Origin of the sequence: Halomonas sp. TG39a (assembly GCF_000744395.1) — a bacterium.
Taxonomy (GTDB): Bacteria; Pseudomonadota; Gammaproteobacteria; order Pseudomonadales; family Halomonadaceae; genus Vreelandella; species Vreelandella ventosae_B.
In genome coordinates this window covers 808,930-822,085 of sequence record NZ_JQLV01000002.1, presented here as the reverse complement: position 1 = coordinate 822,085, position 13,156 = coordinate 808,930, and the positions used below count along the sequence as shown (strand labels likewise).

The 13,156-nt window shown below is 56.7% G+C and carries 12 protein-coding genes; 3 read left to right on the top strand and 9 right to left on the bottom strand.

Going from position 1 to position 13,156, the window contains the following annotated elements:
• The first annotated feature begins 519 nt into the window (after window positions 1-519).
• The 3 genes from U738_RS21940 to ttcA all read left to right on the top strand — a co-directional run bounded on the left by U738_RS21940 (window position 520) and on the right by ttcA (window position 4,048).
• Window positions 520-2,376 (top strand): DUF294 nucleotidyltransferase-like domain-containing protein, encoded by a 1,857-nt coding sequence (locus U738_RS21940; protein WP_035585433.1) that lies wholly within the window; start codon window positions 520-522, stop codon window positions 2,374-2,376.
• A 5-nt stretch (window positions 2,377-2,381) separates the two neighbouring features.
• Window positions 2,382-3,035, top strand: a complete 654-nt coding sequence (locus U738_RS21935; RefSeq protein WP_035585749.1) for a DNA polymerase III subunit epsilon — start codon at window positions 2,382-2,384, stop codon at window positions 3,033-3,035.
• A 101-nt stretch (window positions 3,036-3,136) separates the two neighbouring features.
• A complete protein-coding gene (gene ttcA, locus U738_RS21930; RefSeq protein WP_035585432.1) occupies window positions 3,137-4,048 on the top strand; it encodes a tRNA 2-thiocytidine(32) synthetase TtcA in 912 nt (303 codons plus the stop codon).
• On the opposite strand, the gene fnr is transcribed toward ttcA, so the two are convergent.
• The 9 genes from fnr to U738_RS21885 form a co-directional block, all read right to left on the bottom strand.
• Window positions 4,041-4,787, bottom strand: coding sequence for a fumarate/nitrate reduction transcriptional regulator Fnr (gene fnr / locus U738_RS21925; RefSeq protein WP_035585430.1), 747 nt, complete (start codon window positions 4,785-4,787; stop codon window positions 4,041-4,043). The two genes, ttcA and fnr, sit on opposite strands and share 8 nt — an antisense overlap.
• 82 nt (window positions 4,788-4,869) lie before the next feature.
• Window positions 4,870-6,303 carry an oxygen-independent coproporphyrinogen III oxidase gene (hemN, locus tag U738_RS21920; protein ID WP_035585429.1) on the bottom strand — a complete coding sequence of 478 codons (1,434 nt, stop codon included), beginning with the start codon at window positions 6,301-6,303 and terminating at the stop codon, window positions 4,870-4,872.
• Between the two features lie 78 nt (window positions 6,304-6,381).
• Window positions 6,382-7,074, bottom strand: coding sequence for a sulfite exporter TauE/SafE family protein (locus U738_RS21915; RefSeq protein ID WP_035585427.1), 693 nt, complete (start codon window positions 7,072-7,074; stop codon window positions 6,382-6,384).
• The gene (ccoS, locus tag U738_RS21910) at window positions 7,071-7,316 is read right to left on the bottom strand and encodes a cbb3-type cytochrome oxidase assembly protein CcoS (RefSeq protein WP_035585425.1); all 246 of its coding nucleotides are present in this window, start codon (window positions 7,314-7,316) and stop codon (window positions 7,071-7,073) included. Before ccoS ends, U738_RS21915 begins: the two co-directional genes overlap by 4 nt.
• Window positions 7,313-9,772 (bottom strand): heavy metal translocating P-type ATPase, encoded by a 2,460-nt coding sequence (locus tag U738_RS21905; RefSeq protein WP_035585423.1) that lies wholly within the window; start codon window positions 9,770-9,772, stop codon window positions 7,313-7,315. The genes ccoS and U738_RS21905 overlap by 4 nt, the downstream gene beginning before the upstream one ends.
• Window positions 9,769-10,302 carry a FixH family protein gene (locus tag U738_RS21900; protein WP_035585421.1) on the bottom strand — a complete coding sequence of 178 codons (534 nt, stop codon included), beginning with the start codon at window positions 10,300-10,302 and terminating at the stop codon, window positions 9,769-9,771. The genes U738_RS21905 and U738_RS21900 overlap by 4 nt, the downstream gene beginning before the upstream one ends.
• A 6-nt stretch (window positions 10,303-10,308) precedes the next feature.
• Window positions 10,309-11,748: a cytochrome c oxidase accessory protein CcoG gene (gene ccoG / locus U738_RS21895; protein ID WP_035585419.1), complete on the bottom strand. Its 1,440-nt coding sequence runs from the start codon at window positions 11,746-11,748 to the stop codon at window positions 10,309-10,311.
• 257 nt (window positions 11,749-12,005) lie between these two features.
• On the bottom strand, window positions 12,006-12,935 hold the full coding sequence (gene ccoP, locus U738_RS21890) for a cytochrome-c oxidase, cbb3-type subunit III (protein ID WP_035585417.1): 930 nt from the start codon (window positions 12,933-12,935) through the stop codon (window positions 12,006-12,008).
• Window positions 12,932-13,156, bottom strand: a complete 225-nt coding sequence (locus U738_RS21885; protein ID WP_035585415.1) for a CcoQ/FixQ family Cbb3-type cytochrome c oxidase assembly chaperone — start codon at window positions 13,154-13,156, stop codon at window positions 12,932-12,934. The genes ccoP and U738_RS21885 overlap by 4 nt, the downstream gene beginning before the upstream one ends.

Here is a 13,156-nt window from a genome sequence, read left to right as displayed (position 1 = left end):
CTCATTGTTAATACTGGGCAATAAACGTCAAAAAATAAATCCCAGACTTTGGTATCAATAAACAGAGAAGTGGCTCTTTGCTAACTGCATGTTGTTGAAATTGAGTGCTTTTGAACGCCCGTTAAGCGAATTTTGTAGGTGTTTGCAGGGCTATGGGACAATAGTCTAGTAAGCAAATAAATGCACTTATTGGCTACTTTAAATACATGCGCTGCGTTTAATGGGCAGTGGCGGTTATTAACTATCGATACTTTGGTCGCGTATCAAAGGTCGCTTCGACCTTAGCGTGATAGCTAAAGGTATAACAAGGTTCTACTTGCTACTTGGGAAGTGAATCCTTTATACCCGTACAGCCACCTTCATATAATAATCGATAACTGCTTTCTGAAGCGTTGGAGTGGATCAGTTTATGTGGGTCAGCATCGAGTCACGATATTTATTTGTTTTTTCTTATGTCTGCTAGCTCGCCTTAAGGCAAAAACCGGTTAGTCGCAGCCCCGTTTAATGAGGTCAAACCCCATGGTTGATGTGGATCTATCCCAACTGCCGTTTACGCTCCTTGACGATGAGGGGCGTGAGCACATCCGCCGTGGCATTGACCTTGCCTATTTTGATCGTGATGAAATCATTTTAGAGACAGGGCAGGCGGGTGAGTTTGTCTTTCTGATTCATAAAGGCGAAGTGGCAGAAATCGACCCCACGCTGCCCTCATCTACCGCGCGTATCGGCCACTACACGGCGGGGGATCTGTTTGGCGCGATCAGTATTCTCAATGGTAAAAGCCGCTACCGCTTTAAAGCTGAGCAGGAGTGCCTGTGTTACTTACTGCCCAAAGCGCTGTTTCAGCAACTGTGTCGTCACTACCCTGACTTCAGCAATTTCTTTCGCCAGTCGCTGACCCATAAGGCGCGTCTGCTGACCGAAAAGCGCGCCGAAGGGGGTGTCACCATGGCGGGCTTTATGTTGGCCAAAGTGAGCGAGTGTATGCGTGAGCCGCTGCTAATGGCGGCGACGACCGATATAGCCAGCGCGGTCAAACAGCTCAACGCTAGCCACGCCGATAGCCTGCTGGTAGAGACCCAGGACACCCTGGGGATGGTGACTAAAACCGATCTGCTCAATGCCCTGGTGCTGCAGGGCAGCGCGGTAACATCGCCGGTGGATGAGATTGCCCATTTTAATTTGGTGACTGTCGCGCCGGATCAGTATTTATTTGAGGTATTGGTGCTGATGACCCGCCATAAAGTGGCCCGGGTGGTCGTGATGGAGCAAAACGCCTTGAAAGGCGTTGTTGAGCTCACTGACGTGCTTAGCTACTTCTCAAGCCGTAGCTATGTGGTGAGTCTGCAGGTAGAGCAGGCAACCAGCTTAGAGGCGCTTGCAGCCGCCAGCCAGCGTACCCCGGAGCTGGTCAAAGCGCTGATGGCCCAGGGCGTTAAGCTGCGCTTTGCGATGGATCTGCTCGCCGCACTGAACGGTCGCATCATCAGTAAAGCCTGGGAGTTCACCATTAATGAACGCTACCACGGGCAGAGCTGCATGATGGTGATGGGCAGCGAAGGGCGCGGTGAACAGATTCTCAAAACGGATCAGGATAACGGCCTGATTCTGGCCGATGAAACCCAGTGGCCTGACCTTACAAGCCATATGCAGACGCTCACTGATACGCTGATTCAGCTCGGTTATCCGCCGTGCCCCGGCAATATTATGGTGTCTAACCCCGAGTGGGTGGCCACGGTGTCGCAGTGGAAAGGCCATATCGCCAAGTGGGCCAGGGAGCGTGATGGCGACAGCCTGATGAAGCTGGCGATTATGCTCGATGCCCATGCGGTGGCGGGTAACCCAAGCCTACTCGAAAGCGTTCGCGAAGAGCTGTTTGAACGCTGCTCGGGCGATGAGCTGCTGCTCTCCTATTTCGCCCGCACGGCGCTGCGTTTCTCGACGCCGCTGACGCTGTTTGGCTCATTGAAAAAGCCCCAGCACGGTATCGATATTAAGAAAGGCGGCATTTTCCCGATTGTTCACGGCGTGCGCACCATGGCACTTGAACGGCGGATTAAAGCCACTTCAACACTCGACCGGCTTGACGCCCTGGCCGCCGATGGCCGTTTGGATCGCCGCTTTGCCGATGACCTGGGTGAAGCGTTGGCACTGTTTTCCGAGCTGCGTCTTAAACAGCAGCTAAGCGTTTTGGAGACGCCTGCCGGTCATCAAGCCGGTGCCTCAGACGTCAACGCCCAAAACGGCAGCCGCGCTAACCGTGTGGTGGTGCAAAATCTCTCTTCCCTGGAGCGCGACCTATTGCGCGAAGCGATGCATATTGTCAAAGACTTTAAGCAGCGGCTTTCCCATCGTTATCATTTGGAGTATTCGTGAGCGGAATGCGGCTGTTAGATCGACACGTAGGGCTATTTAGCGGTTCATTGCGCACCTTACTGCGCCGTGAAAGTGATCGTCGGCGTTGTGCGGATTCTCCCTATGCGTGGCTGTTTCAACCTTATATGGGCGATGAGCTGGTAGCCCTCGTCTGTACGACAACGCTCACGTCGGCATCGCCGGTGATCAGCTTGGCGGCGGTGGTGCTGAGCCAGCAGCAGGTACGAACCAGCCGCGCTTTTGTGATGACGTTAGGCAGCACGAAACAGCCCGAAAGTGCGAAGCTGCGCCGTCATCATTTGCTATGTGAGGCAGGGGAGGTGCAGCCGCCAAGCAGTGATAACTTGAGCGCGTTAGTGGAATTTATCGGCAACCGGCCCATAGTGGGCTGGCAGTTGGAGCAGCGCATTGGAGCGTTGAATACACTACTGACTAAGCGGCTGAATTTTGCGCTACCCAATGCCCAGGTTGATGTGGCGAGACTGCATCAGCGCCAACTGCGGCGTTTGCATCCGGAGGTAGAAGCGCCCAGCAGCTTCGCCCAGGCGCTGGCATGCTGGCAGGTGCCTGCCATGGGTGTGCAAAGCGTGCTTGCCGAGGCAACCGCCAGCGCACTTCTGTATATGCGCCTACAGCGCGTTATGGCGGAGGTGGCATAGGAATGGTGGAAGCACTAGTGTTTGGGTCAGGCGGTGAGTGTTGTTAGAATGTGGCAATATTTCCTCTTTTAGCGCCTTTCACTATCGGCAGTGCTTATTTCATGCAATCCCTAGATTATTTCGACCCGCATTTTGACACGCCAGATGTTGCTCCTGCAGCCTCTCCAGACGCTGTGCAGGCTGATGCTAAGCAGAAGCGTGAATTTAACAAGCTGCAAAAGCGTCTGCGCCGAGAAGTGGGCAATGCGATTATTGATTACCAAATGATCAATGAAGGCGATCGCGTGATGGTGTGCCTCTCCGGCGGTAAGGACAGCTACACGATGCTGGAGATTTTGCGCAACTTGCAGCGCAACGCGCCAGTTAACTTTTCGTTGATAGCGGTCAATCTGGATCAGAAGCAGCCGGGCTTCCCTGAGCATGTGCTGCCTGCCTATCTGGACAAACAGGGGGTGGAGTATCATATCGTAGAACGCGATACCTACTCGGTGGTGAAAGAGAAAACCCCTGAAGGTAAAACCACCTGCGCGCTCTGTTCACGGCTTCGCCGCGGCTCGCTGTATGGGTTTGCCGAAGAGATTGGGGCCAATAAAATTGCCCTGGGCCATCACCGGGAAGATATTCTTGAAACCCTGTTTCTGAATATGTTCTTCGGCGGCAACCTGAAAGCGATGCCGCCCAAGCTGCTATCCGATGATGGTAAGAATATCGTTATTCGGCCGTTGGCCTACTGCAAAGAAGCGGATATTGCGGAATTTTCGCGGCTGATGGCGTTCCCAATCATTCCCTGCAACCTGTGCGGCTCCCAGCCTAATATGCAGCGTCAGGTGGTCAAAGAGATGCTCGCCGAGTGGGATGAGAAGTTCCCTGGCCGTCTGGAAAGCATGTTTAAAGCGGTGACCAATATTGCGCCCTCCCAGCTGGCAGACCGAAGCCTGTTTGATTTTGAGGGCTTAGAGGCGAAGCAGGCGGAGCTGCTGGCGGGTCGCATCCAGGCCTTCAACGTCAGCTAACCGTTTGCTCTTCCTCTTCGGCGAGGGTAATCAAACGCGGCATATCGAGAATATTGACCTCTCGCCCGGAAACCGCCACCACGCTTTGTTGCTGAAAGCGGCTTAAAATGCGGCTGACGGTTTCCACCGCTAAGCCCAGGTAGTTGCCAATATCGGCCCTCGGCATTGAGAGGCGAAAACTGTAGGGCGAGTAGCCCCGGCGACGAAAACGGTCCGAAAGGGTAATCAAAAAGGTGGCCAGCCGTTGATCGGCGGTTTTTCGCGAGAGTAGGCGCATCATGCGTCGGTCATCGCGTAACTCTTTGCTCATGCTCCGATACAGCTGGCCACGTAGCTCAGGGATCTCTTCTGAGAGCAAATCCAGGCGGTCAAAAGGAATCTCGCAAACGGTGGTGGTTTCCAGGGCGATAACGCTACCGGGGTAGTGCTCTTCATCAATGCCATCCAGCCCCACCAGTTCACTGGGCAGGTAGAAATTGGTCAACTGCTCACTGCCGTTACCTTCGGCGGTGACCTGTTTCAAACTCCCCGAACGCACCGCGTAAACGCTGGTAAAAGTATCACCCTGGCGAAACAGCGGCTCGCCTTTTTTCAGCGGCGCACGGCGGCGAATAATCGCATCGAACTGCCCCATATCGTCCAACTCAAGGGCAAGCGGCAGGCACAGCGAGCTAAGGCTGCAGGTTTGGCAGCGCGCTTCGTGGAGTAGCGAGCGTCGGCTGCTCATAGGTTCCAACATGCGGTGCTCCTTGAGTGGGTCAGGATAAAATTAGCAAATTCTTACTTATTGTGGTGCCGTTAGCATGCCTGCAATAAGGTGATTAAACAATCTTAGAGTAGCGCTGCCCTATTTGCCCAGAAAGATGGGTATCGAACGCCATGGCTAAATGGCGCACCAGCAGTCGACCCATGGGCGTGGCGTTAAGTCGATCACCACTACGGGTCAGTAGGCCATCTTGCTCAGCGCTCTGTAAACGCTCCAGAGCGGGGGCAAAATAGCGGGGGGCATCGATGTTCCAGCGCTGGCTGACCGCAGCCAGATCAATGCCCATATCGCACATCAGCCGCTCAATCACATCCCGCCGGATTAGGTCGTCATCACTCAACCGCACGCCTCGCACAGTAGCGAGCTGACCCTGATCCAACGCCGCCTCGTAGCTTGCCAGATCGCTCGGGTTCTGCGCGTAGACGTCATCAATACGTGAAATCGCCGAAACGCCAAGCCCGATTAAATCGCACTGGGCATGGCTGGAGTAGCCTTGGAAGTTGCGCTGTAGCGAGCCGTCGCGCTGAGCAATGGCCAGGCTATCATCAGGCCGGGCAAAGTGATCCATGCCGATATGTACGTAGCCAGCCGCGGTGAGCATTTCAATCGTGGTGCGCAGAATTGCCAGCTTCTCTTCACCGCCCGGCAAATCATCGACATTAATACGCCGCTGGGGAGCAAAGCGCTCGGGCATATGGGCGTAGTTAAATACTGAAAGACGCGCCGGATTGAGTTCAATCACCTGGCGGAGGGTATTCGCAAAGCTCTTTTCTGTCTGAAACGGTAAACCGTAAATAAGATCGAGATTGAGCGAGCGAAAGCCCAGGCGATGCGCCTCTTCCATCAGCGTTTCGGTGAGTACCCGCGGTTGAATGCGGTTAATGGCTTTCTGTACCAACGGGCTTAAATCCTGCACGCCCAGGCTAATGCGGTTAAAGCCTAACGACTGCAGGTGGCGCAGGGTAAATACATCCGCTTCCCGGGGGTCTATTTCAATCGCGTAGTCGCGATCGGCAGAGGACGAAAGGCCAAACCGGGCATCCAAACGATCAATCAGGTCGCCCATCTGATTCAAGCTAAGAAAGGTCGGCGTTCCGCCACCCCAGTGTAGCTGCTCCACCGGTCGTGATGTATCCAAGTGGCGTGCGGTCAGCACCATTTCACGGTCGAGCCGGGATAAGTAAGGCTCGGTCAGGGCGGTGTTCTTGGTGGCGATTTTATTGCATGCGCAGTAGAAACAGATCTTGCGACAAAAAGGCACGTGAACATACAGCGACAGCGAACGCTGACTGGCATTGCTACGCTCTAGTGCCTGGGTCAGGTCACCGGGGGTGAATTGGTCGTGAAATGACAGCGCCGTGGGGTAAGACGTGTAGCGTGGTCCGCTGGTGTCGTAGCGGCGCAGCAGGGCTTCATCCCACACCGGCTGCAAGGGCGCTGCCGCCACAGACGAGGCAAGAGGTGAAACCGCAGGGGCATGAACGGGCATGAAGGGGCGCTCCGACGTGAGGTAATGCCGCTAGCCTAACCCGTGACGAAAGCGTAAAGATTGAGCCATGTCATGCTATTAGAGGTTGTGTGCCGTAAGAGTCCAGAGCTGCCACAGCGCAAACGCGATAATCGTTAGTGCCGCCACGCTGCGCGTCGCCGGGTGGCGAATCAAGTGGCTTAGCTGGCGCGCAGCGAGGCCAGTGACGAGCAGCGCCGGCAGGGTGCCTAGCCCAAATGCGCCCATTAGCAGCGCGCCCTGGAGCGGGTCGGCAATCGCCAAGCTCCAGGCCAACATGGAGTAGACCAGCCCACAGGGTAGCCAGCCCCAAAGTGCGCCCAGCGCGAAGGCTTGAGGGATATACACCACCGGCATTAAGCGCCGCCCCACAGGCTCGATAAAGCGCCATAGACGGCGGCCAACCGCCTCCACTTTGAGCAGCCCTTTCCACCAGTTGGCGATATACAGTGCCATCAGGATCAGCATCAGCGCGGCAAACACCTGAAGCAGCATTCGTGCCGTGGCGGAAAGCGAAAATAGCGTGCCCAGCAGGGCAACCAGCGCGCCTGCGCTCATATAGCTAATAATACGGCCAGCATTGTAGCTGAGTAGCAGCCCCCCCATACGCGCTGGATGGCGCATGCTGGGGGGTACTGCAAAGGTGAGGGCGCTCATAATGCCGCCGCACATACCAATGCAGTGGGCACCGCCCATTAAGCCAAATACGAATGCCGCCAGCAGCGGCGGTAGATCAAGCCCTGTGGGATTCATGGCCGAGGCTCTTGGTCGTCGGGGGCGTTTTTATCTTTTGGTGCGACGGTTTTTTGCTTGGCTGGCGGGCGCTGGCGGCGCTGTTCGGGGGGAAGATCGTTGTCGTCCTCATCAAACAAGATGCGGTGCGCCGGGCCTTCTAAATCGTCGAACTGATCATTTTTGACCGCCCAGAAGAAGGCCCAGACGGCGAGTCCGAGCAGAATCAGCGAAAGCGGAATAAGCAGGTACAGAATCGTCATGCGGTTACCGGTGTTGACGTGCCAAGCGTTGGTGCGGGCTGGGGGCGCCAGCGTGACAGCCGCAGGGCGTTACCCACCACCACTAGCGAGCTAAGCGACATACCAATCGCGGCTAGCCAGGGCGGCACCAGCCCCATCGCCGCCAGCGGCAGCGCCGAAACGTTGTAGCACACTGACCAAATCATGTTCTGGCGCATGATACGCCGCGTTGCGCGGGAAATCTCGATGGCCTCAAAAATTCGCATTAGACGTGGGCTGAGCAGCACCGCATCGGCGCGGGTCCGGGCAAGATCTGTCGCTCCATTCATGGCAATCGCTACATCAGCGCCAGCCAAGACTGGCACGTCGTTGATGCCGTCACCAATCATCACCACAGTTTCGCCAGCGGCTTGGAGTTCTTTCATTCGGGCCAGCTTGCCCTCTGGACTGGTACCCGCGTGCCAGGTGGTAATATTGAGCTGGCTGGCCAGGCTTTCCACTGCATCCTGAGTGTCGCCAGAAAGCAGCTCTACGTTTAACCCCTGGGTCTGGAGGGCCGCGATCGTCGCCGCAGCGTCATCGCGAACGCCGTCATGCAGACCAAACCAGGCGCGGGGCATGCCGTTTTCGCTAAGCAGCAGCCATTGGCCCTTGGCGGGCGCCGACATACTGCTAGCCACGGCGCCATCGACAGCAAATTCGTACTTGCCCAACCGCCAGCGGGCACCGTTTAAGCTGCCTTCAAGCCCTTGCCCGGTGTGGCTGTGAATATCTTTGGCTTGCAGCGTCGCATCCCGGAATGGCCGAAAGGCGCGGGCAATGGGGTGCTCCGAATGGGCCTCAAGGGCGGCGGCAATCGCCCGGGCACGCTCGGCGGTTAATTCGCCGAGAGGCTGAGTTTGGGTAAGCTGCATCTCGCCGCGGGTCAGGGTGCCGGTTTTATCAAAAATCACCCGGGTAACGTTGGAGAGGGTTTCCATGGCATCGGCGCGGGTAATCAACACGCCGCGCTTACGTAGCTGGCCGTGACCTGCGGTCAGTGCCGCGGGGGTGGCCAGCGCCAGTGCGCAGGGGCAGGTCACCACCAGCACCGAGAGTAGCACCCAGAGCATCCGCGAGGGGTCGATAAACCACCATGCGATCGTCACGCAGGCGGCCACCAGCAGCAGTCGGAGTACAAAGAGGTGGGCCATTCGCGCCGCCATCTGCGCAAGCCGCGGGCGGCTGGCAAAGGCGCGGTCGGTAAGGTCGACAATGCCCGCTACCCGGGCATCGCGCCCGGCGTGAGTCACCCTGATCACCAGCGGGTTTTCCATGTTTTGGCTACCGCCGGTAATGCGGTCGCCCACCCGGCGGGTGACCGGTAGGTATTCGCCGGTCAGCATCGACTCATCCAGGCTCGATTCGCCTTCCTCGATAATGCCATCGGCAGGGACGCCGTGGCCGGGCTTGATCAATACACGGTCGCCGGGGGCGAGTTCGCTGGCGGGTAGAATGCGCTCGCTGCCGTCGCTTTCCAGCCGCGTGGCCGAAATGGGTAACACGCCGCTCAGCGCATTGCCGCTATGGCCGCTGCGGCGTCTGGCGCGGCCCTCTACGTAGCGGGCAAAGAGTAAAAAGAAGGTAAACATCGCCACCGAGTCAAAATAGACCTCGCCGACGTTAAACATCACCGCATAGCTGCTGGCAAGGTAAGCCCCGCCAATTGCCAGCGAGACCGGCACATCCATACCCAGTACCCCGGTGCGTAGGTCACGCAGGGCGTTGCGGAAAAACGGCTGGGCGGAGAAAAACACCACCGGCGTGGCCAGCGCAAAAGAGAGCCAGTGAAACAGGGCATAGAAGTCGTCGCTGATTTCTCCGGGGCCGGAGACATAGATCGGGATCGAGAACATCATCACCTGCATCATGCCCACAGCGGCGATAATGAGCCGTCGCACGTTCATGCGCTCTTCATGCTGTATGCGCGCCTGGGCTTGATCGGGCTCGTAGGGCTGGGCGTCGTAGCCGATGGCGGCCAGTTCCGCCAGCAGCTGCGAGAGCTTCAACTGCTGAGTATTCCAGCTTACCCGCAACCGGTGGTGGGTTAAATTCACCGCGCTGGAGGTGACCCCTTCCAGGGCGTTCAGGCGGTGCTCGATCAGCCAGGCACAGGCGGCGCAGGTAATGCCCTCAATGGCGAGGGTAGCTTTGACGTTGCCCTCGTCGCCATCGGGGTGGACAAACTGTGCCTGCAGGCCAGGGTCGTCAAACACTGACCAGGTGTCCGCTTTGGCGGCCTGGCGCTCATCCGGGCGTTCGGGCAGTTCGGTACGGTAGCGGTAGTAGCTCTCTAGGCCACCGTCGACGATGGCATGGGCCACCGCCTCGCAGCCGGGGCAGCAAAGCGGGTGGGTATGCTCATCCAGGCTAATCGACCAGGGTGCTCCAGCGGGCACCGGATTACCGCAGTGGTAGCAGGGGGTGGCGTCGCTCATTCGCTTGCTTTGCGCCCTCCCGGCAGCAGCTTGACGCTGTTTTCATTGGGGAAGGTCGCCTCACCGGTGAGGCGCCAGTCGGCATCTTCTAGCGCAGGCTGGATCTGCAGATACCAGCGGTAGCGCAGATTGTCAGGGCCTTGGGTAATATAGCGGCCGTCGCGGACATGCTCGAGCACGAACGACTGGTCACGGTTATCTTCGGTAGGGAAAATAAGGTCTAAATAGAGCGTATCAGGGCGCGTGTCGCCGCTTAAATCCACCACGATATCGCTGGTGAGCGGATCGAGGCGCAGCTCGGCGCTTAGGTTTAGCTCGCGGGCCTGCTCCTGCTTGGCCAGCACCATATTGATGGCTTTGCCGTGCTCGTAATAATCTTCCTGAACGACCATACCGTCAAAGCTCTTGATCGACATAACCGCAAAGCCGGTGCTGACGATAATCGATGAAAACAGTATGCCGAGCAAAAACCACGGCCAAAACTGCTTATACCAAGGCGTCACCTTAGCGCCCGAAGGTAGGGATGACATAGTGGCTTATCTCCTAATATTGCCCAGAAAGCTGGTTTCGCGCTCAAGGCGAATATCCGCATCCTGCTGGGCCTGCAGCGTGAACACAATAGGGTGGCTGGGATGCTGTAAGTCGTCGGGGTCGGCGGTCACGGTAACGGCTTCAAAGCGCGACTCTCCGGCGGGCACGCTGATCGACGTACTATCCAGGGTTAAGCTGGGCAAACCGGCAACGCTTAGCTGGTAGGTGTGGTCTTGATCATCCAAATTGCGGATAGTCAGGCTAAACACATTGCTAATTTGCCCGTCGCGGGTCACTTGGTAGAGCTGGGTGCGCTCGCGTTCAGCGTCAAAATTAAGCGGCATGCGGTCGTTAATGGCCCAGGCAAAGGTGCCCACCATTAGCACCAGCGCAGCGAAATAGCCTAGCAGGCGAGGGCGCATGATATGGCTCTTTTTACCCTCAAGAGCGTTTTCGGTGGTGTAGCGCACCAATCCCCGCGGGTAGCCCATTTTATCCATCACGCTGTCGCAGGCGTCGATACAGGCGGCGCAGGTGATGCACTCATACTGCAGCCCATCACGGATATCAATACCGGTGGGGCAGACCTGCACGCAAAGGTCGCAATCGATACAGTCGCCATAGCCCGCCTCGCGGGCTTCTAGGTGGCTAAGGTTTTTCTTACGGTGCCCGCGGGGCTCGCCGCGTGTTTCGTCGTAGGAGACGATCAGCGTGTCGCGGTCAAACATAACCGATTGAAAGCGAGCGTAGGGGCACATATAGATGCACACCTGCTCGCGCAGCCAACCTGCGTTCAGGTAAGTAAACACTAGGAAAAAGCCAACCCAGAAGTAGGACCAGCCGTGAGCCTCTAAGGTGGGGAGTTCAGCCACTAAATCGCGAACCGGCGTGAAGTAACCCACAAAGGTGACACCGGTGGCGAGGGCAATCAGCAGCCAGGCGGTGTGCTTGGCCCCTTTACGCCAGGCTTTATCCGCGCTCATCGGTTGATTATCGAGCTTAATGCGTCGATTGCGCGAGCCTTCGATGCGGTGTTCAAGCCAGATAAACAGAAACGTCCAAACGCTTTGTGGGCAGGTATAGCCGCACCAAACCCGACCCGCAAACACGGTAATAAAAAACAGCCCAAAGGCGCAGATGATCAGCAGCCACGAGAGGAGGATGAACTCCTGTGGGTAAAACGTGGCGCTAAAGATATGGAATTCCCGGCTTGGCAGGTCGAATAGAATTAACGGCCGACCACCGATATTAATCCAGGGTAAGAGAAAAAAAGCCAGCATTAACGCCCAGTTGGCACCGCGTCTTAGCTTCTGGAAAACGCCCTTTATTTCGCGCACATAAATGTGGCGTCGTTTGGCGTACATTTCCTGGCTAACCGTTTCACTTGAGGGGCTGTGATGCCCTACCGGGTTCGGCGTGACGTCTTGGCTTGGTATCTTTTCCATGGTGGTATTCCCGGCTCAAAAGGCAGGAGAGGTAGCACCCAGTGCTCATTTAAGCTAGGTGCTTGGTTAAACCAATTGCTTAGTTAAACCTGATGCGTCGTTAAAACTGATGCTTAGTCGGTCTGGGTGTTGCATTGCTATTGTATCGGGTTGCGCAAAATCGTATTGGATTGGGTATAAAGAAAGGGTGCGGTTTGGGGCCGCACCCTTGCTGGGCTAACGTGGCTGACATTGATTGCTCGCTGTCAGCGATCCAATTAGTCCGCTAAGCGCAGGCTATACACGTAGGCGGCGACCAGGTGAACACGCTCTTCACCAATATAGGCCGCTTGTGCAGGCATATGACCGTTACGGCCATTACGCAGCGTTTGACGGATAGAGTCACCCACCTCTTGGCCCGGTGCCAGGTAAAGCCAGATGTCATCAGTCAAATTGGGCGCGCCAAGTGCCGTGTTGCCGGTACCGCTGGGGCCGTGACAGGCAGCACACACCGCCATAAAGGTGCTTTCGCCCTGTTCAGCCTGTGCCTCGTCATGCTCTTCATTAGACAGCGAGAGCACGTATTGGGTCAGGTTCTCAATATTGTTCTGGCCCAGCTGCTGCCAAGCAGGCATTAGGCCATTTCGACCATTGTTCAGGGTGGTCAAAATATTGTCTGGCTCACCGCCGTACAGCCAATCATCGTCGGTCAGGTTAGGGAAACCATAACCGCCCTGGGCGTTTGAGCCGTGGCACACCGCACAGTTGTTTTGGTAGATACGCTCGGCGACCTGCATCGCCTCGGGATCTTCGGCAAGCTCAGGAATGGGGACTTCCTGATACTGGGCAAAAATCGGCGTAAAGCGCTCTTCGGCCTGAGCGACTTCCTCTTCCCATTGGCCCTCCTGCGACCAGCCCAGTATCCCCGCGTAGTTGCCCAGACCGGGGTAAAGCACTAGGTAGCCCAGTGCAAAAACCACCGTCAAGACGAACAGTTGGAACCACCACTTCGGCAGCGGGTTGTCATACTCTTCGATGCCATCGGCGGCGTGGCCAGTGGTTTCTACGTTACCTTCTGCATCAGGCGTTTTATCGGTACGGCGGTTGGCCAGCAGTATCCATACACTCAGCGCGATCGTGCCCAGCGTAATGATAATGATCCAGGCGCTCCAAAAGCCGGATAGGGAGTCACCCCATAAATTATTCATAACTTCTTATCTCCCCTGTCGTCGCGGGAATGCGCTTCGCTGTCGCGTTCACGCGAAGCGTGCTTGTCACTGGTCGGTAGCTCATCGTCGTCGGCAAAGGGCAAATTAGCCGCTTCGTCGAAATCTGGCTTGCGTCGCTTGGAGTACGCCCAGAGGGCGATGCCGATAAAAGCGAAAATCAAGATCAGCGTGATGAGACCGCGAAAAGTTCCCGTATCCAT